Consider the following 23,322-nt stretch of genomic DNA (forward strand, 5'->3'; position numbering starts at 1 on the left):
GTGTCCCGGCCGCCATGCGCCACGGCCCGCACCGGCTGCGGCGCGGCGGCGCCGGTGCCGACGCTCATCTGCGAACGCGCCAGCACCGCGCCGATGGTAAACAGCGCCACCGGCGAGGCGGCGTCGGCCAGCAGGCCCACCGTCTGCATGGCCGGCTTGGGCAAGGCCAGCCCGGCCGCCGAACTGAGTCCGCCCAGCGCGATGGCCCAGGGCATGGGATTGCCCAGCATGCCGCGCAGCGCCCGGCCCAGGGCCTCCCGCCCGGCGCCGCTGCCCATGCGCGACAGCGCGATACACAGCGAACTGGTGATGATCATGTCGACCACGATGGCGACGATGGCCGGCCCCGACGAGCGCGGCCCCACCAGCGCCAGCAGCAGCGGCACGCCCATGAAGCCGGTGTTCGGAAAGGCCGTCACCAGTGCGCCGAAGGCGGCGTCGTTCCAGCCGCTGCGGCGCAGCGTGGCGGCCATGGCGATGCCCACCATGGCCAGCGCGCACAGCAGGTAGACGCTGAACACGCCCACGTCCAGCAGCTGCGAAATCGGGGTGCCCGCGCCGAAGCGGTACAGCATGCACGGCAGCGCGAAATACAGCACGAAGCTGTTCAGGCCGGGAATCGCCAACTGCGGCAGCATGCCGCGCCGCACGGCCACGTAGCCGCACAGCACTAGCGCAAAGAAAGGAAAGGTGACGGAAAGAATGGCGAGCATGGGCGCTCATTGTACCCATGCTTGCCATGCAGCAGCCCGCCCTATTTGATCGGCGCGGGTGGCTGGGTGGTCGGATTCTGCTTGTTCTCCGGATTATCGGTGTTGCCGCTGGCCTTGTCCGGCACGGCGCGCGGCCGCTTGGCTGCGCTGTCGGTCTTGCTGCCCATGGCGCCGTCGGCGCCGCTGCCGGTCGCGCCCTCGCTGCCGCTGGCGCCGCTGGCAGTGCCGCTGCTGCCCTTGATGCTGGCGTTCAGCTGCGTCACATGGGTCAGGTGCTGCGCCACGGTCGGTTCCAGCTTGGCGGCCAGCGCCTTGACATCGGCATCCTTGGCGCTGGACTGCACTTTTTGCACCAGGGCGTGGGTCTTCTTATGGTCGGCCACGCCCGCCTGGGCCAGATAGGTGCGGTCGAACGCGTCGCCGGACAGGTTGTTGAGCTTGCTGGCCATGGCCTTGTGCTTGGCGTCCGGTTCGGACGGCAAGGTCACGCCCTTGCTCTGGGCCACGCTCTGCACCTCCTGCAGCCCCTTGGTGTGGTCGTCGATCATTTGCTGCGCGAAGGCCTTCACCTCGGTGTTCTGCGATTTCTGCAGTGCGATCTTGCCCGCTTCGATTTCCGCCATATTGCCTTGCGCCAGCTGCAGCAGCATCTGCTGGTCCGACTTGGCCAGGTTCTGCGCCTGTGCCGACAACGCGCCCAGCAGGGCAGCCGTGATCAATGCCAGTTTTGCCTTGTTCATGGGGATCTCCTATCCTTGAAGGTGTGGAGAGAAAATTTTACGCGCGATGGAATAAAGGGGCCGCAGCTTACGTATACGCAATTGTTGCACCCATTCACCCAAACCAAGGAGATATCCATGAAGACCATGATCGCCATCGCCGCCCTGCTGCTCGCGGGCGGGGCAGCCCACGCGCAAGACCTGAAAAAAGACGGCGGCGTGCTTGTCACGGGTTCCGGCATGACCGTCTATACCTTTGACAAGGACACGGCCGGCAGCGGCAAGAGCGCCTGCAACGGGCCTTGCATCCAGAACTGGCCGGCCGTGGCCGCGCCGGAGAAAGTGGCCGCCCCCTACTCGGTGGTGACGCGCGACGACGGCAGCAAGCAGCTGGCCTACAAGGGCAAGCCCCTGTACACCTTCGTCCAGGACGCCAAGGCCGGCGACCGCAGCGGCGACAACTTCAAGGACGTGTGGCACGTGGTCAAGGACTAGGCGCCAAGCCGCACAGCCGCTCAACCACGCCCGCCATCATGCAAGACGACAGCGCCAGCCTCACCGCCTGCATCCCGCGCCTGCGCCGCTACGCGCGCGCGCTGCTGGGCGACCGCGCCGGCGCCGACGACCTGGTGCAGGACACCATGGAGCGCGGCTGGCACAAGCTGCCGTCCTGGCGGCGCGGCGGCGACATGCGGGCCTGGCTGTTCGGCATCATGCACAACCTGCATGTGGACCGGCTGCGCCAGCCGGCGCTGCACACGGTGGAGCTGAGCGAGGAGCTGCAGGGCTCGCTCAGCGCGCCGGCCGCCGGCGACCGCCTGGAAATCCGCGACATGCAGGCCGCGCTGCAACTGCTGCCGGCCGAGCAGCGCGAAGTGCTGCTGCTGGTGGCGCTGGAAGACATGAGCTATGAGGAAGTGGCCGCCGTCCTGAACATTCCACCCGGCACCGTGATGTCGCGCCTGTCGCGCGCGCGCGAACGGCTGCGGCTGCTGATGCTGGGCCAGGCGCCGATCTCAACGTTGAAGGTGGTGAAATGAGGGCCTTGCCATGAATCCGGTCACCGAAGCCGAACTGCAGGCCTGGGTGGACGGCCGCCTGGCGCAGGAGCGCCGCGCCGACATCGACCGCTACCTGGAGCACCACCCGCAGGAGGCCGCGCGCTTGCGCGCCTACCGCCAGCAGAACGTGGCGCTGCGCTCGCTGTACAGCCCGGTGCTGGACGAAGCCATTCCACGCGGCATGCTGCGTCCGCGCGGCTGGCAGCGCTACGGCTGGCCGCTGCGGCGCTACGCGGCCAGCGTGGCGCTGATGCTGTCGAGTGCGGCGCTCGGCTGGGTGGCGCACGGCAGCTTCGGCGGGCAGCCGGGCACCGCTGACAGCGACCTGGCCCGCGCCGCGGCTGCGGACCCGCGCGGCGCGGCCGGCGGCGGCCTGGCAACGGAGGCACGCGGCAGCGCGGCGCTGGCGCACCGCGCCGCGCTGGCGCACCGCGTGTACGCGCCCGAAGTGCGGCATCCGGTGGAAGTGGGCGCGGACCAGCAGGAACACCTGGTGGCCTGGCTGTCGAAACGGCTGGGCACGCCGCTGCATCCGCCCCGGCTGGCGCCGCTGGGCTACGAACTGGTGGGCGGCAGGCTGCTGCCGGGCGATAACGGCCCGGTGGCGCAATTCATGTACACCGACGCCAGCGGACAGCGGCTGACCCTGTACGTGTCCTCGGGACAGGCAGGCAGCCGCGACACCGGGTTCCGCTACGCCAGGGATGGCGCGCTCAGTGTGTTTTACTGGATAGATGGCAGCTACGGATACGCGCTCTCGGGCGCGCTGGGGAAGGCCGAGCTGTCGCAGATCGCCAACGCGGTCTACGAACAGCTGCAGCCTTGAACTACGGCGATGAAGGGTTACTGGACGCCGCGCCGGCCCATGTCGTCCAGGCGCATGCGCATCAATTCATTGGCGGCGGGGCCCGGCGCGAACATGTAGTCCTCGTCGTTGATGGCCAGTCCGGTGCGCGCGTCGACCAGCACCTGGTCGGCAGGCTTGCCGGTTTCACGGCTCACCACCAGCAGGCTGGCGCCTTCCGGTGCCAGGTGGTCGTTGCCCCAGGCCACGAAGGCCAGCAGCACAGGCTTGAAATCGCGCCCGGCCTTGGTCAGCACGTACTCGTAGCGGGGCGGACGGGCGCTGTACTGGCGGCGCTCCATCAGGCCGCCTTCGACCAGGCCAGCCAGGCGGCGGGTCAGCATATTGGGGGCGATTTTGAGGCTTTTTTCGAACTCGTCGAAACGGGTCAGCCCATAGAATGCATCGCGCAGGATGAGGATGCTCCACCACTCGCCCACTTTGCCCAGGCTGCGGGCGATCGGGCATGGCATACGTCCAAAGTCAGTGTGTTTCATTTTGCAACTCCTTCGATCAAGATTAGTCTGAAAACTAAAAGTCACATTCCGCGACCAACTGGCCAGCAAGAACTTCGCTAACTTGCATCTTGGGTGCTGCATGCACCTTCTTTTTCCATGTACTGAGAGTGAACTCATGATAACCAAGTTTATGAGCCGACATTTGGTTGCATCGGCTCAACACCCGATTCAATTATTGTCTATCCTGAGAAACTACGCTTTTGCTAGACGCGATAGATGTTTTGCACGCGGAGAAATCTATTAAAAAAATTTAAAAGATAGGCATAATACGCAACAGCGGTAGCTCCAACCTGACCAGCCGACCATGTATTTAACCAGCGACGCCAATGTACGCAGCATCCTGATCGTGGACGATTCCGCGTTCGAACAGCGCATGCTGGTCGATCTGCTGAGCGAGCTGCCCTATCGGGTGTCGGTGGCGTTCAACGGCATGCAGGGCTATCAACTGGCGCTGGCCAACCAGCCCGACCTGATCCTGCTGGACGTGCGCATGCCCAATATGGACGGCTACACCTGCTGCCGCCTGCTCAAGGCCAATCCGGCCACCTACGACATCCCGGTGATTTTCCTCAGCGGCGCCGACGCCGCCGAAGACCGCATCATGGGCCTGTCGATCGGCGGCGTCGATTACGTATCCAAGCCGTTCACGCCGGGCGAACTGGCCGCGCGCATCCACGTGCACCTGAACCTGATGCGGCGCACGCGCGGCGAGCCCGAGCCGGAACCGGCAGCCGCCGTGCAGCTCCCTGCGCCGCAGCCCGACCCGGACGCGGTGATCGTCAACGCCGCCAAGCGCCTCATTTCCGACAACCTGAGCGCCCTGCCCAGCCTGGCCGAGATCGCGCGCAGCGTGGGCACCTACCGCGAAAAGCTGTCGCAGCTGTTCCGCGAGCAGACCGGCATGACGGTGTTCGCCTTCATCCGCGAAGAGCGCATCGCGCGCGGCGTGCAGCTGTTGCGCGAGACCGACATCGATGTCCAGGACATCGCGCTGCTGATCGGCTTTAACAACGCCGGCAACTTCGCCACCGCCTTCCGCGAACGCATGGGTGTCACCCCCAGCGCTTTCCGCCAGGGCCAGGGGCAGGACCACAACCAGGATCAGAAGCAGTAGCTCAGAACTTGTAATTCAGCTTCACCGCCGCGGTGCGGCCGCGCGGGTCGGCCTGGGTGAAATCGAAGAACGCCGTCGACGAATCCCACGACGGCCGCTTGTCCCCCAGGTTGTGCACGATGAAGCTCACCGTCGCCGCCGGCGTCAGCTTCCACGCCACGTTCGCATCCAGCGTGCCGACCGGCCTCACGCGCTCGTTTTCGCGCGTGGTCTGGCCGTAGCCGTCCACATAGTTCCAGGTCAGCGTGCTGGCCCAGGCGCCGATATCCCAGGTGGCGCTGGTGACGCCGCGCCATTTCGGGATGGAGCCGAAGTAGTTGTTGCCGGCGCCGTTGGTGAGCGGCTCGCCCAGCGCCAGCGGCGCCTCGAACTTGAACACATGGCTCAGCTGCGCGTTCAGCGCCAGCTTGCCCCATTGCTGCAGGCCGATGCGGTGGCGCAGGTCGATGTCGATACCCGACACCAGGCGGTCGCCCTGGTTGGCGTACTGGCGGTACAGGGTCTGGATGCGGCCCTGCGCATCGCGCACCACTTTTTCCGGCGCGGCCTTTTCGTTGGCGATGATGTTGTCCGCGCTTTCGGTGTCGATCACGCCCTTGGTGCGGATGCGGTAGTAGTCCACGCCCACGCTGCTGTCGGCGCTGGGCGCGATCACCAGGCCCAGGTTCAGGTTGCCCGAACGCTCGGGACGCAGCGCGGCGTTGGCGATGGTGAGGTTGGTCACGCCGCGCGCCTGGGTCGGCGTGATGGGGTCGCGCGGGTCGATCACGCTGCCGTAGCTGACCGAGGTGGAGCTGGTAATCTCCGGCAGCGACGGCGCGCGGAAGCCGCGCGACACGGTGCCGCGCAACAGCAGCCACTGGGCGGCCTGGTAGCGCACGCTGGCCTTGGGCGAGAAGGCCGAGCCGAAGTCGCTGTAGCGGTCGGCGCGCCCGGCCAGGTTCAGGTTCAGGTCCTTGACGACCGGCACGTTGAACTCGGCGAACAGCGCGGCCACGTCGCGCTTGCCCTGGATAATGTTGATGGCCGGGCGCAGCTCGGTGCCGCTCAGCACGGCGGCCGAGGTCTGCGAGTCCATCGCCTCGCGGCGCCACTGCGCGCCGAAGGCGAAACCCAGCGGCCCGGCCGGCAGCTCGGCCAGTTCCTTCGAGGCGTTGAAGTCCACCGTGGCCAGGGTCGATTCGGCCGGGCGCAAGGTCGACAGGCGCAGGCGCTTGCGCACCGCCTCGCTGTTCTTCGACTGGTCGGCAAAGTTGTAGCTGCCCTCGGCCAGCACCTTCTCGAATTCGTAGCGGTTGACGAAGTTGTTCACGGTTTCTTCCAGCGCGCTGCCGGAGCGGCCCACCGAGGCATCGTAGTCCCAGCCTGCCAGCGAGCCTTTCACGCCGGCCAGCGCGCGGAAGAAGTCCACGCTGTCGCGCTTGGTGCGCGCGCCCAGGTCGAACAGGGTGGCGGTGAACGGCAGCGGCGTGGCGCCCGGATTGTTCGGGTGGCCCACCGGCAGCAGCACGCTGATGTTGTCCAGTTGCTGCCTGGCGTTGTTCCACGCGCGCAGGCCGCTGCCCACCGTCAGCGGGGCGCCGAAGGTCTGGTCGGCGCGCGAGTGGCCGTACAGCAGGTCGGCGTAGGCTTCGGTGTCGTCGTTCAGTTTCAGCGTGCCGCGCAGCGAGGAATGGATGCGGCTGATGGCCGGGATCAGCGTCTTGAACTGCGCGTTGTTATACGCCTGCACGGTGCCGCCCTTGCCCGGGGTGATGGCGCCGTACGGCTGCAGCTGCAGCGGGCCTTGCTGGCCGCCGAGCAGGCGCGTCGGATCGTTGTTCAGGTAGTTGGCCGGCACCCAGGCCAGCGCGCCATTGGCGTTGCCGCGAAAATCGCTGCCGGCCATCCACGCCACCTGGTCCTGCTGCAGCCGGTCGCGCTGCTGCGCGTCCAGCGAGAACACCACGCTGTAGCCGTCCTTGGCCAGGCTGCCGACGCCGGTCTGCAGCGCCGCGCTCTTCTCGGACTGGCCGGTGCCCTCGGTCGAGCTGCCGTACTGCGCGCTCAGTTCCGTGCCCTTGAATTCCTTGTACAGGATGATGTTGACCACGCCGGCCACCGCGTCCGAGCCGTACACCGACGACGCGCCGTCCTTCAGCACTTCGATGCGCTGCACCGCCGCCATCGGCAGGCTGTTCAGGTCGACGAACACTTCCTGCAGGTCCTGCGCCGTGGCGTAAGGGCTCACGCGCTTGCCGTTCACCAGGATCAGCGTGTTCTTCTGGCCGATGCCGCGCAGCGACAGGCCCGCCGTGCCGGCCGAGAAGCTGCCGGTGTACTGCTCGTTGTAGCTGTTGCCGCTGTTGGCCGAGATCGAGCGGATCACGTCGGCGATGCTGGCCTTGCCGCTGGCGGCGATTTCCCTGGCGCTGATGACCTGGACCGCGCTGGCGCCCTCTTTCTGCGTGGTGCGGATATTGGAACCGGTGACGATGACCCGCTCCAGTTCCTGCGCAGCGGCGAAGGATGGGAAGGCCGCGGCGACGGCGAGCGAGATGGCTAAAGGTTTGAACATGGGTTTCCTCTTGGGTGGGAATGGAACGGCGGCCCCGGTCCGCATAAGACCGGGGTAAGCGCAGCCATCCCGGCCTGGTGGGCCGGAACGGGATGCAGCAAGGCTTGGTGTTTTAGAGCGGGCTTGGCGCGGACTAGCGCGAGGCGGCGCGGCACATGCACTGGGCCATGCAGAGCATGTACAGCACGTGGCGGCTTGGGACGATGGGCAGCGGAGCGAAACGGAACATAAACGGGATCAATCGGGCGGTGCGGAAGTAAGCACTATACCGGCGCAGTTTCCAGGATAGAACGAATTAAAACTGCATAGCTTATTCAGCCTGGATATATGACTGGCCGGCGCGCCCGCTAGCGCCTGCCCACCGCAGGCTGCGAATCGAGCCGCAAGTCCTTGCGCACGCCGGCTTCCATCAGTGCTGCGGGAGCGAAGCGGCGCAGGAAGCGCAGGCGGCCGGCCAGCGCGCCCGAGGTGTAGCGCACTTTCGGCGCAGCCGCGAGCGCCACCCGCAGCACGGTGTCCGCCACCACGCCGGGGCCGTCCGCGCCCGCCACGGCTTGCTTGACGCGCCGGTCCAGTCCCGCGCGCAGCGCGCGGTATTCGTCCAGCGCCTCGTCGGGCTGGATCTGATTGGCGTCGAAGCCGGAGTTGATGTAGGCCGGCTGCACCAGCGACACGCGGATGCCCTGCGTGCGCAACTCCTGGTCCAGCGATTCCGAATAGCCTTCCATGGCGTGCTTGCTGGCCGAGTACAGCGCCATATAGGGCATGGGCACAAAGCCCAGCACCGAGCTGATATTGATGATGCGCCCGCTGCCCCGCTGCCGCATGTGCGGCAGCACGGCGCGCACCATGCGCACCATGCCGAAGAAATTGGTGTCGAAGAGGGACTGCGCCAGCCGCATCGAACTTTCCTGGGCTGCGGCCGGCGCCACGCCGAAGCCGGCGTTGTTGACCAGCAGGTCGATGCGGCCTTCCCGCTGCAGCACCTGGCTGACTGCCGCCTGCACCGACTCGTCGCTGGTCACGTCCAGCGCCAGCATCTCGAAGCCGCGCCGGCCTTGCATCCCTTGCGCGCCACGGCGGCTGGTGCCGTATACCTTGTAGCCGGCACGCGCCAGCCGCTCGGCGGCGGCCTGGCCGATACCCGACGAGGCGCCGGTGACGATTGCAATTTTGCTGTCCATTTCACTTCTCCATATGATGATCATCATATTGATGATACAAAAAAAGCCCGGGGCGCGCAGCCGCCGGGCCGGCCTTATTCTGCTGCTTTGCCTGCTTCCGTAAAATGCTTGAGCGCCGCTTCGCGCAGCGCCTCGGACAGCTTGGGATCGTCCACCGCGCGCGCCATCACCATGGTGCCCATCATGGCGCTGACCATGAACATGGCCTGCTGGTGCGCCTCAGGCGTCCCCCAGCCGGGCAGCTGGCGCGCCACCAGGTCGATCATTTCCTTGATATGGCGGGTGGCGGCATGCCGCACCTCCGGCGCCTGGCGGTGCATCTCGGAGCCCAGCGCGGACACCGGGCAGCCATACTCCACGGCCTCCAGGTGCTGCTGCGACAAATAGGCCCGCATCAGCGCCTGCAGCGACTGCCCCGGCGCGGCGGCGGCGGCGATGTCGGCCGAGGCGCGCACCGCATCGGCCCCGGCGCGGTCGGCCGCCTCGGCCAGCAAGGCCTCGCGCGAGGCGAAATGCGCGTAAAAGCCGCCGTGCGTGAGCCCGGCTTCCTTCATGATGTCGGCCACCCCGGTGCCGTCGTAGCCGCTGCGCCGGATCGCGCGCGCGGCCACCTCGACGATGCGCTCGTGCGTCGCTTCCTTGCGGCTGGAGGCCGCGCGCCGCGCGCCGGCCGGTGGGGTTTTACTCTTCATGATGGTCATCATATACCAATTTCGGCCGGCGCGCTCATCTGGCGCCGCCACCAGCGCCAGGAAACCAGCGCGTTGACGAAGTAGGCGGCGTACAGCAGCGCCGTCAGGTACAGGCCCCGGCTGGAATACAGCGGCACCGACACCGCGTTCACCAGCAGCCATACGGGCCAGGTTTCCACCCGGCGCGCCATCAGCAGCAGCTGGGCGATGATGCTGAAGGCCAGCACCGCCGAGTCGACAAAGGGCGCATAGGCGCTGGTGTAGTGGTGCAGCATCAAGCCATATCCCACGGTGCCGGCCACGCCGGCCGCCCCCATCCACGCCAGCGTGCTGCTGCGCGCGGAGGTGACCGGCAGCGCCTTGCCGCCGCCGCCGCGCGCCCATTCATACCAGCCGATCAGGCAGGTGACGATAAAGAACAGCTGCAGCGCCACGTCGGCAAACAGCTGCACGCCATAGAACAGCGCGCCGAACAGCGCGCAGCCGACGATGCCGATCCACCAGGAATGAATATTGTTGCGTCCGGCCAGCACGATGGACAGCGCCATCACCGCGTTGGCGGCCAGTTCCAGATTAGTTGTCAAAAAAAGTCCCGGCAGGCTGGTTGCTTTGGCACGCCGGCGGCAGCAGCCGGGCCGGAATGTCCTCGCCGGCGCAGCGCCAGGCGACGCGCTTATTCTCTGCCAGCGCGGGCGTGAAGGCAATAGCCTTGCCGCGCAGCGCAAAGTCGGCCGGATAGATGCGCACCACCCCGCTGTCGCCGTCGATGCGCGCGTCGACCACGGCCAGGCCGGGATCGGCCAGCGCGAAGCCGGCCTCGCGCAGGCTGGCCGGGATGCGGCCGTTGGCGTAGTAATAGCGGTCCACCGCCGCCGTGGCGTCCTGGCCCACGCGCACCGCGCGCGCCAGCTGGGTGCGCGCCTCGAATTCGCCCAGCCGTGGCAGCGCCAGCGCGGCGGCCGCGGCCAGCAGCGCCAGCGCCAGCAGGCCGCCGGCGGCGCCGGCCAGGCCCAGGCGCGGCACCAGCATGGCCGCCAGCCAGGCCAGCCGGTGGCGCGCGGCCGGCAGCGCCTCGGCGCCGCTGGCCAGCGCCCGCAGCGCCGCCATGCGCTTGACCGGCCAGGGCTGGCTGTTCACCAGTTCGAGGAAGGACATCCAGAAGCCGCACGCCTGGCGCGCCTGCGCGGCGTAGTCATCCAGGTTGAGCTGGCGCCAGCGCCGTCCGCCCGCCGCCAGCGCGGCCAGCGCGCTCTGGGCGCTGCGCAGGTCGTCGCAGGCGTGCAGGCCGTGGCGGTCGCAGGTGTAGGCGCAGGCGCGCGCATAGGCCGCGCCCAGCAGCGGCAGCGCGGCGGCCGGCAGCAGCAGGGGCAGCCAGCGCTGGTGGCGCCGCGTGATGTGGCCGATCTCGTGGCCGATGTAGAAATTGATGGCGTCGGCCCGCTCCTCGAGCGCGTCGAGCACGCCGGCCTGCAGCACGATGTAGCGCCGTCCCAGCAGCATGACGGTCAAGGCGCTGGGCCTGCGCAGCAGATACGCTTCCGGTATGCGCTCCAGCCCGAGCCGGCGGCAACAGACGTCAATGCGCGCTTTCAGGTCGGGAAACTGCTGGTAACTGATATGGACGCCGGTGCCTTTTAAATATGCCGCAAGCGCCGCTTGCATGAATACGGTGATTGCAAAAATAAAAACAAGACAGGCCAGCGCCTGTCCCAGCGTGGCCAGCGCCAGCCCGCACCAGATCAGCAGCGAGGCCGCCAGCAGCGCCCTGAGCAGCATGCGCTCATGTTTATATACCAGTTCCACTTTTCATTCCTCATTTCCGTGCGGCATTCTAAATTAGTTTTCAAAAAAATAAAGCTTTATAAGGAATTAAAATACCTGCGGTTACATCGGCTGCTAAAACGGAGGCGCTGATACCGAACTGAGACCGCGCTGCCCTGTTGTGCGGCATGGCGCGCCCGCATACTGGCGCCATTTCCACACCGCCGGACTCCGCCATGCTGCTGCACCAATACGAGATCGCCGCCGAAGCCATCGCCAGCCCGCCCCGCCCTACCCACGGCGGCCGCCGCTTCCACACCTTCTTGCCGATGAACCAGATCTTGCAGGTGGGCGACAGCATCGTGTCGGCCAATGGCTTGTTCTTCGCCACCTTGCTGGGCGACGGCACGCTGCGCGTATACCGCGGCATGGACGGCGACGACGAGCAGGGCCTGCTGTGGAGCAGCCGCAAGGGCGGCCAGCACGGCCGCTACTTCGCACTGGTGCAGAGCGACGGCAACTTCTGCGTCTACCAGGGCTCCGACCTGGCGCACAACTGCGGCTGGCACTGGGGCACCCAGGTCACCGCGCAAGGCCAGGAGTTCTACGTGGCCATGCAGGACGACGGCAATTTCTCGGTACGCGCCGGCACCGGCCCCGACGACAGCCGGGGCGTGATCTGGGCCTCCACCGTGACCGACCGCGTGATCAGCATCGAAGAAGTGCTGCACATCGAGTACGACTTCAGCGCAGCCTGCGTGCTGCGCACCAGCCCGGCCAGCCAATACACTGAAACCGTCACCAACCACGCCGGCGAAGCGTCGGTGCATACGCTGGCCGGGTCCATCGCCGTGACCGAAACGTCATCTTGGACCAACCTGCCCGGTGCCACCCTGGGCCCGGACGTGGAGTATTTCTACGCCGTGCCGGCCGTGTCCGGCGACGAATTCGTCCTGTCGGACGCTGCCGTGTTCTACGTGGCCAACTGCGCTTCCACCCGCCTGACCGACTGGGCGTTCGACACGCCCTACACCGTGGCGCCGCACACCTCGATGCGGGCCGCCATCGCGCTGACCTATTCCACCGTGTCGGTGCCCTACGTGCTGCTGGGCCAGCTGCGCTTCGAATCGGGCGCCCGTGTTGTAGGCGCGATACGCGGAAACTACTTAGGCACCAACGCCCACAGCCTCACCGCCAGCTTCACGCCGCACGACCCCACGCCCAATCACAGCAAGCGGATATTGCGTCCTTTACGGCCGCTGACAGGAATGATCGTTCACTAATATTGCGGTTAGGCAACGCAAGGCGGGCGCGCGCCGGCCCGCATTGCAATGCTATAGTGGCAGCGTCATGAGTCTGGATCTGCCCTCCTTCCACCCCGCCGAAGCGCCGCTGCCGCAAGACGGACGCGTGCTGCTCGACGCCACCTTGCTGAAACGCCTGCGCAAAGCGCGCGGGCTGAGCCAGGAAGCGCTGGCGGACTTGTGTTTTCAGCAGCAATTGTGCGTCTCCATCGCCTCCATCAAGCGCGCGGAAACCGGCAAGATCGTGCTCTACCGCACCGCGCGCCACCTGGCCCAGGTGTTCGGCGTGGCGCTGGAAGAACTGGCGGCCGGGCCGTCCGTGCCGGCCGCGTCCGCGCCGCCCTTGTCTGCGTCCGCCGCCATCGTTTCCGGCGCGCTGCCTTCCACCGTGCAGTTCCCGCCAACGCAGGCCTCCGCAATCCAGCCAGCCGAAGCGGACGGCGTGCTGCGTCACGTGGTGATGCTGGAGATTGAACTGGCCACGCCGCAAACCGCAGGCAGCGCAGCGGTGCACGAACTGGCTTACGTGGCGCAGCAATTCGGCGGCCGCCTGGCGCAGGTGGACGGTTGCCGGGTGTCCGCCGTGTTCGGCCTGCCCCAGGCCTTCCGCAGCGACGCCGAGCGCGCCATGCGCTGCGCGCTGGAACTGAACCGCCACCTGCTGACCCACGGCGGGCGCGCCATGGCCCTGCGCATGGCGCGCTGGGAACGCGGCGCCGCGGCCACCGCGACGGCGGCCGCCCCCGTGCCCGACTTGCGCCAGGGCGACGCGCCACATGCCGCGCCGGGCGTGCGTGCCTTCCGCCTGCCCCTGTATGTCGAGCGCAAGCTGCTGCCGCTGCTCGACAACCGCTTTCTGTTCGAGCAGGAACAGCAGGACCAGGAGCAGCACGCACCGCGCCATCCCGGCTACCTGGCCTTCAGCAAGCCGGCCGCCAGCGATGCCAGCCAGCTGCCGCCGCTGATCGGCCGCTACGCCGAAACGCGCCAGTTCAAGGCCGTGGTGGAGAGCATGGAAGAAAGCCAGTGCGGCCACATCATCTACCTGCGCGCCATGGCCGGCGTGGGCAAGAGCAGGCTGGCGCAGGAATTCGCCGACATCGGGCGCCAGCACGGCATGCGCTGCCACCGTGCCGAAGTGCAGGACCTGGGCGCCGACGCCGGCTGGCGCGCGCCGCTGGAACAGCTGGCGCGCAGCCTGCTCGGCCTGGGCTCGCCGCTGGCGCACGCGAACCCGCAAGCCATCGCCGACACCGTAGCGCGGCTCTACCTGCCGGCCGACTCGGCACTGTTCTACCATGTGCTGGCCGGTGTGCCGCTCGGCCCCGAACAGCATGCGCTGTATTCGGCCATGAGCCAAGAGGTGCGTGAGCAGGGCTGGTCGCACGCGCTGCAAACGCTGCTGCTGCGCCAGGCCATGACCGAGCCGCAGCTGGTGGCGCTGGAGGACGTGCATTGGGGCGATCCCTACCTGTTCGACGCGCTCGGCCCGCTGCTGGCCTTGTCGCGCGAAGCGCCTGTGCTGTGGGTAATCACCTCGCGCGTGGAGAACGATCCGCTCGAATCGGCGCTGCGCCAGCAGATGGACGACCTGGGCCTGTCCGTGTTCGACCTGGCGCCGATGGCGCCGCGCGAGGCGGCGGTGCTGGCCGACCAGTTCGGCGACGTCGATCCGGCCTACCGCGCCCGTTGCGTGGAGCGCGCGCAAGGCAATCCGCTGTTCCTGACCCAGCTGCTGGCCAGTCCCGGCCAGCACCTGCCGGACAGCCTGCGCCACCTGGTCCAGGCCCGCCTGGACAGCATGCCGCCCGAGCACGCGCACGCGCTGCGCATGGCGTCCGTGCTCGGCCACCGCTTCGACCTGGCGCTGCTGCGCGACGCGCTCGGCCAGCCGGACTACCAGCCTCAAGCGGCCGGACGCGACAGCCTGCTGCGCGCGGCGGTCGGTTCCGGCAGCGCCGGCGGCGACAGCTACAGTTTCGTGCACGACCTCGTCATGCACTGCATCTACGACGCCATCGACCCCGCCCAGCAGCGCCGCCTGCACCTCGCTGCGGCGCAAGCCTGGCGCGGGCGGGACGCCGTGCAGTGCGCGCACCACCTGTACCGCGCCGCCGACCCGGGCGCGCTCGAGATGATGCTGTCGGCCATCCGCGCCAGGCTGGAACAGCACCAGTTCGAAGCGGCGCTGGATTTGACCGCGGCCTGCAACACCGCCGATTCCACCAGTTTCAGCAGCTTCCCGCTCGCGCTGCTGCGCGCGCACGCCAGCGCCGGCATGGGCCACATGGGCAACGCGCGCCGCTACTACCAGCACGCCATGCTGCTGGCCGGCCGGCCGCAGGACAAGATCGAAGCCGTGGTGGGCCTGGCCGCCACGCTGAACGTGCTGGAAGAGCTGGAGGAAGAAGAGCGCCTGCTGGACGAAACCGTGCCGCTGGCCCTGGAGATCGGCGCCGAAGCCGCGCTGGGCAAGCTGCTTTACCTGAAGGGCAATATCTACTTCCCGCGCGGGAACTACAACGAATGCCGCCGCCTGCACGAGGACGCGGCGCGCTACGCGCAGGCCAGCGACATGCGCGAGACGCAGGCGCGCGCCCTGAGCGGCGTGGGCGACTCGTACTACGCGCAAGGCCGCATGCGCAAAGCCTTCGACCTGTTCGAGCAATGCCTGGCCATGTGCGAGCAGGACCGCTTCGTGCAGATCGAAGCGTCGAACCGCGCCGCGCTCGGCTCCACCCGCATCTACCTCGGCGACGCCGCCGGCGCGGTGCGCGATGCGCAAGCGTCGGCCGCCATCGCGAGCAGGGTCGGCAACCGCCGCGCCGAGACCTTCGCGCGCATGACAGCCGGCTGGGCGCTGGTGGCGGACGGCCTGCTGGACCAGGCCACGGAAGAGGTGGAAACCGGGCTGGAACTGGCGCGCTCGCTGGGCAGCTCGCGCTTCGAAACCTTCCTGATGGAGAGCCAGGCCCGCATTACCTGGCTGCGCGGCGACCGCGCGCTGGCCGAACGCCAGATCCTGCTGGCGGCACAGCAGATGGAGCGGCTGCATCTGCACAACTTCATCGGCCCATGGGTGCTGGGCACGCTGGCGCTGTTCTCGCAGGACGGCGCCGTGCGCAAGCGCGCCCTGCTGCAAGGCGCGGCCCATTTGACGCGCGACTGCCTGGCGCACAACGCCTACCGCTTCCACCTGAGCGCAGCCGAAGTGTCGCTGCTCGATGGCGACACGGTGGCCGCCGAATTCTATGCCGGCCAGCTGGCCGTCTACGCGGCGCAAGAGTCATGCGACTGGATCGAGCACCACACCGCGCTGATCCACGCCTACGCCGACTGGCTGCGGGCCCCGTCCGAGACCCTGCGCGCACACCTCGGGCTGCTGCACGCGCAATCCGCCCAATACGGCTACACCCACGCCGCACCGCGCCTGCACCTGGCGCTGCAAGCGCTGGCTAATTGACTGCTGCGAATTTTTTTATAGGCGGATGCAGCTTGCGGGCCGCATGCCATAAATAGTAGTCCGCCCGGACAGCCAGCCACACACGCGCGGTACTGATGCCCGCTCGCTCCAGCCTGACCGCAAGATCCGGGCTAACCGGCGCCCCGCCATGCATGATGCGAGAAAGCGTTTCCCGTGCAAAACCAAGACGGCGCGCAAATTCAGTGCAAGTCATATCAAGCGCCGGCAATACATCGCGCAGCAAAATGCTGAAGCGAATTATCACATGAATGGTGATGCATTACATCACATCAGGAATGGCGAAAAGCCCTGCTGTGACGCAGCGGCCTCTGCTACATGTTGAGGCTGATCAAGATAAACGGACGAAGACCGCGACCAGGCCGGTGAGATCCTGGCCGTCGTCCTTGCGCAGCACTTGTTCGGCGATGCTGCGCGCCTGGAAGCCGTGGGCTTGCGCCAGCGCTTCCAGGTAGGCCCGGGAGTGCGCGTAGCGGCCCGATGGGCGCAGGGAGTAATCGATGAGCTGCGCGCCGTCCTCCTGCGCTTCCACCGTGAAGGCGAAGGCGCCGCCGTCCAGCAGCACGCGGCGGGCGGCGCGGAACACGGGCTGCAGGTCGCCGAAGTAGACCAGCACGTCGGCCGCCACCAGCAGTCCGCATGGCGTACCGCGCGCGTGCAGGAACTCGACGATGTCGGCGCAAGCCAGTTCATCGTAGACCTCCCGGCGGCGCGCCTGCTCCAGCATCTGCGGCGACAGGTCGACACCGGCCAGCGTGCGCGCGTACGGCCGCAACAGCGGGCCGCACAAGCCGGTGCCGCAGCCCAGGTCCAGCACGTCGATGCCGGTCCGCGCGGCGCGATCGGGCGCGGCGGCGGCAGCGCCATCAACGGCCTGCGCCGCCTGTGCCGCATGCACGGCCAGCCCGGCCAAGCCGGACGGTCCGGCGTATTCGTCCAGCGCGGCCAGCAGCAATTGCGGTGCGCGGTATTGCAGCAGGTCCTGCAAGTGGTGGTCGAAATCGTCCGCGTACTGGTCGAACAGCGCGGCGACGTATTGCGGCGGCGGCATGGCCGGTGCGGCCTCTTCGCCCAGCGCGGCCAGCTGGTAGGCCACCGACGCGGCATCCGCGCCGCAGGCCAGCGCGTCGCGGTAAGCGGCAGCCGCCTCGCCGGCGCGGTTCAGCGCACGCAGCGCATTGGCGCGGTGCAGATGCGCTGGCGCGCTGCCCGGCTGCAGCGCCAACGCATGCTCGTGGCAGTCCAGCGCTCCGGCGTAGTCGCCACTGCGCTGCATCAGCGTGCCGTAGCTGGTCCACGCCTCGGCGTACGACGGCTTGACCTCGATCGCGTTGCGGTAGGCCTGCCTGGCGTCCTCGTGCCGGCCCAGGCTTTGCAGCGTGACGGCCGCGCCGCAATAGGATTCGGCCAGGTTGGGATTGAGGGTGAGTGACTGGCCGAAACTCTCCAGCGCCTCCGCGCGCCGTCCCAGAAGGTGCAGCGCAATGCCGCGATTGCCCAGCGCTTCCGGGTACGCCGGCTGCAAGGCCAGCGCGGCATCGTAGCTGGCCAGCGCTTGGTCCACGCGGCCCAGCTTGCGCAATGCATTGCCGCGGTTGGCCAGCGCCATCGGATACGCTGGCTGCAGGGCCAGCGCGCGTTCGTAGCTGGCCAGCGCCTCCGCCTGCCGCCCGGCGTCCTGCAAGGCCGCCCCCAGGTTGCAATGGGCGATGGCCTTGCCCGCATCGATGGCGATGGCCTGGCCTATCAGCCCGATCGCCGCTTGCGGCGCCCCGCCCTGCCGCGCCAGCACGCCCATCAGATGCAGTGCATCGAAATTATCCGGCTCGCGGCGCAGAACTTCGGCATACAGCGCCTCGGCCTGCGCCAGGTCGCCGCGCTGGTGCAAGCCCACGGCTTGTTGCAGCAGCTGGCTGGTACGGTGGCTTTGTGATGACATGGCGCGGCTTCGGTTCGGTCAAAAACAGCACCTTACCAGAACGGCCGGCCATTCACCCTGTGACTGTCACTGAAAACGCTGGTGTTTTTTCCTGTAACGTCAAAAACAGCGAAAGTGATGATACGCACCCTGGTTCTCGGCGCACCGCCCCCCGGCCGCATGGGGCGAGGGCCGGCTGGCAGAGGGCGCACAGGCCGCGTTAACGCCGATTCAGTTCTGCTCCGTGCGCCACACCGCCGCCAGCGCCTTCATCTTGGTCCAGAACGGCAGGCGCTCGTCCGACAGCACGTCCAGGAAGTCCGACAGGCGCTTGGACTTGATCATGGTGTAGGCCGTGAGCACCGTGGTGACGCCGAACACTGCGCCGAAAATCCACAGCCGCCGGCTCATCGGCGCGTCCGCTTCGGACAGCAGGTTCATGCCGAGGAAGCCCGTGGTCACGGTGCCGATCAGGCCGAAGATGGTGACCACCGTCAGCCGCACCACCGTGTTGGCCTGGCGCCGCAGGCTGTCCGCTTCGAGGTAGCCGTTCATGTCCTCCACCCGCACCTTCACTTCGGCGTGCAGGCGCTCCAGGCCCAGCTGGGCCGCGCACATGCCGTACAGCGCGCGCACCAGCGTCTGTTCCGAGATGTCCTTGAACCAGTAGCGGTGGGTAAAGCGCAGGAAGCCCTCGAACGAGGAACGGATGCGGCGCTTGAAGCGGCGCACGCTGTTCGCATCCACCACGTTCAGGCAGTTCAGCGCTTCGGCCAAGCGGTCCGAAAACATCAGCAGCGAAGATTTTTGCAAGTGCGCGATCAGGAACAGCAGGAAGTGCTGGTGCCGGAACTGCGCCAGAACGCCCCGGTCGCGGCAGCAGAAGAAGTCCGAGCGGGCCGCGCCCACCACGATCAGCGACAGGCCGCTGCACAGGTAGCGCGTGTCCGGCGCGGCGCCGCTGCCGCCCCAGAAGCGGTCGTAGCACACCTGCCGCTCGAAGTCGTTCAGGTGCTGCTCCGAGTACGGCAGCGAGCCGCGCCCCTGCCCGGTGACCAGTCCAAGGCGGATGAAGTCCTCGCGCGACAAGGCGCGCGGGTCTTCCAGCGACAGGTAAGCCATCACCGGCATGCGGTAGTACTCGATCTGGCGGTAACGCAGCGCGCCGGCCTGATCGCTCAGGTCGTACACCAGCGGCTCCAGCATGAACTGCCAGTGCGCGGCGATACGCGGCGCGCGCTTTTCGCAAACATGGGACAGGAAAGCGTCGCGCTGCTGCGCATCGGAGCGGGACAGAACGCGCTCCTGCGCGTCCAGCCATTCCACGCTGTGCATGCAGTGCAGCGCCTTGCCTTCGCCGTCCCAGCCTGCCGGGTAGCCGCGGCCGAAGCGGTACAGCAGCTCCTGCGCTTCCTCCAGCGCCAGGTTGTCGGCGCTGACTTCGAGGTTGAGCATGACCACGTCGACGTCGAAGAAAAAGTACAGGTCGGTGTGGACGATGGAAAGCGTCAAGGGCGCGTCGCCGGCGCGCGCTGTCACGCGCACCTTGGCTACGTCGTGGCGGCGGAACACGCGCATGCCGGCGCCCGAGGTTTCGCCGCGTCCGCTGCGCGCTTCGCCGTACAGGAAGCGCTGCACATAGGGCAGAAAGGTGACGAACTCGTTGTAGTGGCGTTCGTGGAAATTGGCGGCGTCGCCATTGAATTCGTCGACCACTTCGCGCCACGGCGAGCCGCCGTCCGCCTTGCCCAGCGCGCGCAGCACCTCCCAGGGGCGCTGATGGGTATGGTCGGCGCCGGTGGCCGGCATCAAGCGCAGGGGCCAGAGCAGCACCTGCCGCAAATGATGGACATGGGTGCCCGCGCTGGCGCCAGCTGTGGTTTCCGTCATCCCCTCGCCTCCCGCTTTTTTCCCCATTCTAGCGGAATGCGGCGGCGGCACAACCTTATTTGCCGGGCTTGCTCAGCTCCACTTGCCAATCCAGGCCGGAGCCGACATGGTGCCTGGCGGCGAAGCTGCCCTGGCTGATGGCCACGGCCACTTCCAGCAGGCTATTCAGGTACACCAGCGGCTGTCCCTTCGGCACGCCGCCAAAGGTGTGGTGAAACGGCGCCACGTACTTGCCAACCTGTTTCCCCTTGTGCAGGATGCGCACTTGCACCTGGTCGCCCACGCCCACGTTCAGCTCGTCCAGCAGCGACTTGGGAATATTGGTCCACACATTGCCGTACTTTTCATCGAGCACGGGGATGATGCCGCGCAGGACATTGCCCTGGCGCGCAGGCTTTTGGTAGTCCAGCTTGACCACCGCTTCCACCGGCAGTTGCGGCCCCACCTGCTGGTAGCTGATCTGACCCGAAGCGAGCCGCGCGCCGACGTAGGCATACACGTCGCGGCCGTGGAAGGTGTAGGACTCGGCGGAGCCGGCCAGGCGGTTCACTTTCTCGTCGATCTCGCGCAGTTCGGCCACGCCGTCGCGCTCCGCGATCAGCGTAAACAAACCGTTGTCGGGGCCGACGAAATAGCGGCCGCCCCGGGTCTTCAGCACCACCGACTTGCGGCTGGTGCCCACGCCGGGGTCGACCACCGACACGAACACGCTGCCCTGCGGCCAGTAGTTGGCGGTCTGATACAGGCGGTAGGCGCCGAGCCAGATGTCGTAGTCGGGAATCTGGTGCGTGAGGTCCGACACCGACAACTTGGGATCGACGCCGTAGGCCACGCCGCGCATGGCGGAGACAGCGCCATCGGAGGTGCCGAAGTCGGTCATCAGCACCAGCGCGTCGGCGGCGCTGGCGGGAGACTGGCTGAAGGCGGCGCTGAAGCAGGCCAGCGCCAGCAGTTTGGCGATACGGGAATTCATGGATTTCCTTGGTTAAAAAGTGTAAGTGAGCTTACCGTAGAAGTAGGCGCCGTTCACGCCCAGCGGATTGATGAAGTTGTACGGCAGCGCCCCGCCGTAGGTGGCGGCATTGGTCTGGCGCACGCGCTCCGGGTAGCGGTCGAAGATGTTGTTGCCGCCGGCGCTCAGCGTCAGCTGCCGGTTCAGCTTGAACTGCGCTTCCAGGTCCACCGACCACGCCGCGCCGAAGTGCTGCGCGTTCACGCCATCCACCAGCGGCGCTTCCTCGTCGAACACAAAGTCCTTCAGCGCGCCGAAGCGGGTGGCCTTGGCCTGCACGCCCCAGGCGCCGCCTTGCCAGTCCGCGCCCAGGATCAGCTTCGATTTCGGCGAGGCGTGGCGGATGCGGAACAGGCTGGTGTCGGCCAGCAGCGACAGTCCGGGATCGATCTTCGCCAGCGCATCCGAACTGCGGCGCACCGATTCCAGCGTGGTCTTGTTGACGTTCAGCGCGGCGCTCAGGTTCAGCTTGCCGCCCGCCGCCGGCAGCTCGTGGTTCAGCACCGCATCCACGCCGCGCGTGCTGGTGTCCAGCAGGTTGGCAAGGAAGGCCACGGACTGGATGTCCTGGCGGCCCTGGGCGGCCAGATAGGCGGTAACGGCGCCGCTTTGCAAATCGCTGCTGCGGGTGATGCGGTCTCGAATGCGGATGCGGTAGGCGTCCAGCGTGGCGCTGGTGGCGGCGGCGGGCCGCCACGCCAGGCCGAGCGAGACGTTGGTGGACTTCTCGGGCTTGAGCTGCTGCGCGCCGAATGCGCGCGCCAGCGGATCGGCGGCTGGCAGCAGCGCCGCCGTCTGCAGGCCGCTGCCGTCCGCGTTGAAGTTCAGCGTGGCGAAGCGGAAGCCGGTCTGCGCCAGCGCGGGCGCGCGGAAGCTGTTGGAGACTGCGCCGCGCAGCAGAAAGTCGTCCGCCAGCTTGTAGCGCGCCGATAGCTTGCCGGTGGAGGCGCTGCCGAAATCGCTGTAGTCGGAATAGCGCGCGGCCGCACCCACCAGCAAGCGCGCGGTCAGCTCGCTCTCGGCGTCGGCGTAGACCGAGACCACGTGGCGGCCGCCGTCGAACGTGTCCGCAGGCCGCAGGCCGGGCCCGGCCTGCGCGCCCGGCGGCGCATCGGTGAACGGGCCGGCGGCATAGGAGGCGGCATCGCCCGCGCTGCTGCGGTAGGTTTCGCGCAGATACTCCGCACCGAGCGCCACGCTGAGCGGCGCCGGCAGGCCCAGCGCCAGTTCGCGCGTGGCGTCCAGGTTCAGGGCGCCCTGCCTGAAGCGGAACCCGGCGAGGTGGAAGCTGGTGGGACTTTGCGCGCCCAGCGAGGCGTTGACGGAATTGGACAGGCCGTATTCGAACTTGTCGCTGCCCTGGCGCGCACTCAGGTCCAGGCGCCAGGCGCCCCGCTCAAAACGCAGGCCGGCAACCAGGCTGGCGTCGGTCTTGTCGCCGTGCGTCACGGGACGGTAGCCGTTGGGGTATATGGCCGGCACATTAGCGGGATCGCCGGGGAAGCGGAACCACGCGCTGCCGTCGGATTTGCGCTTGTTCAGCGTGGCGAAGGAGTACGCGTCCACGCCGGGCGCCAGCGGCAACAGCGCGTTATAGAAGGCGGAGCCATTGTCCTGTTTCGCATCGCCGGACTTGAACAGCACCTGGCCGTCCAGGGCCATGTCGGCCGGTGTGGCGTTCCACGAGGTCCAGGCGGCGTCGCTCGGACCGGCGCGCTCGGTCGGCGAACGGCGCCGCGTTTCGGCGCCGAAGCGCAGATAGCCAGCCTCGCCCAGCGCCACGCCGTAGTCGGCGCTGGCGGTCCTGGTGCGGCCGTCAGTCAGCGTGCGGCCGGTCGGCTGGAAGTCCGTATGGTTGGCGCCGTAGCCCACCGATGCGGCGCCGCCGCTACGCGCCTTCTTCAGCACGATATTGATCACTCCCGCCACCGCATCGCTGCCGTATTGCGCGCCGGCGCCGTCGCGCAGGATCTCGATGTGGCCGATGGCGTTCGCAGGGATGGCGTTGATATCCACCGGCACGGTGCCGGCGAAGCTGCTCTCGGTGTCGAGCAGTGCGCTGGCGTGGCGGCGCTTGCCGTTCACCAGCACCAGCACCTGGTCGGGCGCCAGGCCGCGCAGCTGGATGCCGCGCACCGAGTCCGATGCGCCGCTCGATTCGATACGCGGAAAATTGATGGAGGGCGACAGGTTCTGCAGCGCGGCGCCCACGTCGCCGGAGGCCAGCGCGTTGCCCACTTCGCGCGCGCCGAAGCGGTCTATCGGCACCGTGCTGTCGAACACCGTGCGGTTGCGAGCGCGCGAACCAACCACGGTCACCTGGTCCATGGGCGCGGCATCCGCGGTCCCGCCTGCGGGCGCTTGCGGCTCGAGCACGGCGGGTGAGGCAAGTTCGGCGGAAGCGGCGGTGGCGGTGCTGGCGGCCGCAAACAAGGCGGCGCACGCGAGCGCCAGGCGGCGCGGCGTGGCTGGCACGGAATGCTGGGGAATGGCGGGGCGGTTCATGCGGCTCCTTGCAAGATGGTTGCAGCGATCTTAACCGCCGCAAATCCAA

Annotated in this window: 19 protein-coding genes; 6 read left to right on the forward strand and 13 right to left on the reverse strand. The window is 67.7% G+C overall.

Translation table 11 applies throughout. The annotated features are described in order from the left end of the window. Together AC6H42_RS26825 and AC6H42_RS26830 are read right to left on the reverse strand one after the other, a co-directional pair. On the reverse strand, positions 1-713 hold a 713-nt coding region (locus tag AC6H42_RS26825; protein WP_497549337.1), incomplete at its 3' end, for an AEC family transporter. A 41-nt stretch (positions 714-754) separates the two neighbouring features. Next, entirely contained in the window at positions 755-1,453 is a 699-nt protein-coding gene (locus tag AC6H42_RS26830) for a DUF4142 domain-containing protein (protein WP_082552195.1), read from the reverse strand. 117 nt (positions 1,454-1,570) lie between these two features. Between AC6H42_RS26830 and AC6H42_RS26835 the strand changes: the two genes are divergently transcribed. The 3 genes from AC6H42_RS26835 to AC6H42_RS26845 are packed head-to-tail and all read left to right on the forward strand — an operon-like array spanning position 1,571 to position 3,319. After that, positions 1,571-1,927 (forward strand): COG4315 family predicted lipoprotein, encoded by a 357-nt coding sequence (locus AC6H42_RS26835; RefSeq protein ID WP_057158241.1) that lies wholly within the window; start codon positions 1,571-1,573, stop codon positions 1,925-1,927. Between the two features lie 38 nt (positions 1,928-1,965). Continuing rightward, positions 1,966-2,472 carry an RNA polymerase sigma factor gene (locus tag AC6H42_RS26840; protein WP_057158242.1) on the forward strand — a complete coding sequence of 169 codons (507 nt, stop codon included), beginning with the start codon at positions 1,966-1,968 and terminating at the stop codon, positions 2,470-2,472. A 10-nt stretch (positions 2,473-2,482) separates the two neighbouring features. After that, on the forward strand, positions 2,483-3,319 hold the full coding sequence (locus tag AC6H42_RS26845) for an anti-sigma factor family protein (protein WP_057158243.1): 837 nt from the start codon (positions 2,483-2,485) through the stop codon (positions 3,317-3,319). 17 nt (positions 3,320-3,336) lie between these two features. Here AC6H42_RS26845 and AC6H42_RS26850 read toward each other — a convergent pair whose 3' ends face one another. Continuing rightward, a complete protein-coding gene (locus AC6H42_RS26850) occupies positions 3,337-3,834 on the reverse strand; it encodes a winged helix-turn-helix transcriptional regulator (RefSeq protein ID WP_056404007.1) in 498 nt (165 codons plus the stop codon). Between the two features lie 325 nt (positions 3,835-4,159). Here AC6H42_RS26850 and AC6H42_RS26855 point away from each other — a divergent pair, with 325 nt between their 5' ends. After that, positions 4,160-4,969, forward strand: coding sequence for a response regulator transcription factor (locus AC6H42_RS26855; protein WP_057158244.1), 810 nt, complete (start codon positions 4,160-4,162; stop codon positions 4,967-4,969). A gap of 1 nt (position 4,970) precedes the next feature. Here the strand turns inward: AC6H42_RS26855 and AC6H42_RS26860 are convergent, their stop codons facing one another. The 5 genes from AC6H42_RS26860 to AC6H42_RS26880 form a co-directional block, all read right to left on the reverse strand. Beyond that, entirely contained in the window at positions 4,971-7,526 is a 2,556-nt protein-coding gene (locus AC6H42_RS26860; protein WP_057158245.1) for a TonB-dependent receptor, read from the reverse strand. A 347-nt stretch (positions 7,527-7,873) separates the two neighbouring features. Next, positions 7,874-8,710, reverse strand: a complete 837-nt coding sequence (locus AC6H42_RS26865; RefSeq protein ID WP_082552196.1) for an oxidoreductase — start codon at positions 8,708-8,710, stop codon at positions 7,874-7,876. A 74-nt stretch (positions 8,711-8,784) separates the two neighbouring features. Further along, positions 8,785-9,414, reverse strand: coding sequence for a TetR/AcrR family transcriptional regulator (locus AC6H42_RS26870; protein ID WP_057158247.1), 630 nt, complete (start codon positions 9,412-9,414; stop codon positions 8,785-8,787). Further along, complete coding sequence (gene pnuC, locus AC6H42_RS26875; RefSeq protein WP_082552197.1) at positions 9,411-9,986, reverse strand: nicotinamide riboside transporter PnuC; 576 nt, start codon at positions 9,984-9,986, stop codon at positions 9,411-9,413. The genes AC6H42_RS26870 and pnuC overlap by 4 nt, the downstream gene beginning before the upstream one ends. Continuing rightward, complete coding sequence (locus AC6H42_RS26880) at positions 9,976-11,205, reverse strand: M48 family metallopeptidase (RefSeq protein ID WP_057158249.1); 1,230 nt, start codon at positions 11,203-11,205, stop codon at positions 9,976-9,978. Before AC6H42_RS26880 ends, pnuC begins: the two co-directional genes overlap by 11 nt. Before the next feature lie 194 nt (positions 11,206-11,399). On the opposite strand from AC6H42_RS26880, the gene AC6H42_RS26885 reads away from it, so the two are divergent. Together AC6H42_RS26885 and AC6H42_RS26890 are read left to right on the forward strand one after the other, a co-directional pair. Further along, positions 11,400-12,446 carry a hypothetical protein gene (locus AC6H42_RS26885; protein WP_157201172.1) on the forward strand — a complete coding sequence of 349 codons (1,047 nt, stop codon included), beginning with the start codon at positions 11,400-11,402 and terminating at the stop codon, positions 12,444-12,446. Positions 12,447-12,513: 67 nt separating this feature from the next. Next, on the forward strand, positions 12,514-15,930 hold the full coding sequence (locus AC6H42_RS26890; protein ID WP_497549338.1) for an ATP-binding protein: 3,417 nt from the start codon (positions 12,514-12,516) through the stop codon (positions 15,928-15,930). On the opposite strand, the gene AC6H42_RS26895 is transcribed toward AC6H42_RS26890, so the two are convergent. From AC6H42_RS26895 to AC6H42_RS26915, 5 genes are all read right to left on the reverse strand, one after another. Further along, entirely contained in the window at positions 15,923-16,195 is a 273-nt protein-coding gene (locus tag AC6H42_RS26895) for a HigA family addiction module antitoxin (protein WP_497549339.1), read from the reverse strand. The genes AC6H42_RS26890 and AC6H42_RS26895 overlap by 8 nt on opposite strands. Before the next feature lie 84 nt (positions 16,196-16,279). Next, positions 16,280-17,887: a tetratricopeptide repeat protein gene (locus AC6H42_RS26900; RefSeq protein ID WP_497549340.1), complete on the reverse strand. Its 1,608-nt coding sequence runs from the start codon at positions 17,885-17,887 to the stop codon at positions 16,280-16,282. Between the two features lie 210 nt (positions 17,888-18,097). After that, positions 18,098-19,756, reverse strand: coding sequence for a magnesium transporter CorA family protein (locus AC6H42_RS26905; RefSeq protein ID WP_057158253.1), 1,659 nt, complete (start codon positions 19,754-19,756; stop codon positions 18,098-18,100). 55 nt (positions 19,757-19,811) lie between these two features. Beyond that, complete coding sequence (locus AC6H42_RS26910; protein ID WP_497549341.1) at positions 19,812-20,729, reverse strand: SAM hydrolase/SAM-dependent halogenase family protein; 918 nt, start codon at positions 20,727-20,729, stop codon at positions 19,812-19,814. Between the two features lie 12 nt (positions 20,730-20,741). Beyond that, entirely contained in the window at positions 20,742-23,273 is a 2,532-nt protein-coding gene (locus AC6H42_RS26915) for a TonB-dependent receptor plug domain-containing protein (protein WP_057158255.1), read from the reverse strand. Between the last annotated feature and the right edge of the window lie 49 nt (positions 23,274-23,322).

It is taken from the genome of Massilia sp. NBRC 108631 (assembly GCF_059704565.1).

Excerpts from the sequence above, each read along its gene's own strand:
- AC6H42_RS26865 (WP_082552196.1), bottom strand. The coding sequence starts at position 8,710 with ATGGACAGCAAAATTGCAATCGTCACCGGCGCCTCGTCGGGTATCGGC.
- AC6H42_RS26835 (WP_057158241.1), top strand. The coding sequence starts at position 1,571 with ATGAAGACCATGATCGCCATCGCCGCCCTGCTGCTCGCGGGCGGGGCA.
- AC6H42_RS26860 (WP_057158245.1), bottom strand. The coding sequence starts at position 7,526 with ATGTTCAAACCTTTAGCCATCTCGCTCGCCGTCGCCGCGGCCTTCCCA.
- AC6H42_RS26870 (WP_057158247.1), bottom strand. The coding sequence starts at position 9,414 with ATGATGACCATCATGAAGAGTAAAACCCCACCGGCCGGCGCGCGGCGC.
- AC6H42_RS26845 (WP_057158243.1), top strand. The coding sequence starts at position 2,483 with ATGAATCCGGTCACCGAAGCCGAACTGCAGGCCTGGGTGGACGGCCGC.
- AC6H42_RS26900 (WP_497549340.1), bottom strand. The coding sequence starts at position 17,887 with ATGTCATCACAAAGCCACCGTACCAGCCAGCTGCTGCAACAAGCCGTG.
- AC6H42_RS26885 (WP_157201172.1), top strand. The coding sequence starts at position 11,400 with ATGCTGCTGCACCAATACGAGATCGCCGCCGAAGCCATCGCCAGCCCG.
- AC6H42_RS26905 (WP_057158253.1), bottom strand. The coding sequence starts at position 19,756 with ATGACGGAAACCACAGCTGGCGCCAGCGCGGGCACCCATGTCCATCAT.
- AC6H42_RS26890 (WP_497549338.1), top strand. The coding sequence starts at position 12,514 with ATGAGTCTGGATCTGCCCTCCTTCCACCCCGCCGAAGCGCCGCTGCCG.
- AC6H42_RS26915 (WP_057158255.1), bottom strand. The coding sequence starts at position 23,273 with ATGAACCGCCCCGCCATTCCCCAGCATTCCGTGCCAGCCACGCCGCGC.
- AC6H42_RS26855 (WP_057158244.1), top strand. The coding sequence starts at position 4,160 with ATGTATTTAACCAGCGACGCCAATGTACGCAGCATCCTGATCGTGGAC.
- AC6H42_RS26830 (WP_082552195.1), bottom strand. The coding sequence starts at position 1,453 with ATGAACAAGGCAAAACTGGCATTGATCACGGCTGCCCTGCTGGGCGCG.
- AC6H42_RS26910 (WP_497549341.1), bottom strand. The coding sequence starts at position 20,729 with ATGAATTCCCGTATCGCCAAACTGCTGGCGCTGGCCTGCTTCAGCGCC.
- AC6H42_RS26840 (WP_057158242.1), top strand. The coding sequence starts at position 1,966 with ATGCAAGACGACAGCGCCAGCCTCACCGCCTGCATCCCGCGCCTGCGC.
- AC6H42_RS26850 (WP_056404007.1), bottom strand. The coding sequence starts at position 3,834 with ATGAAACACACTGACTTTGGACGTATGCCATGCCCGATCGCCCGCAGC.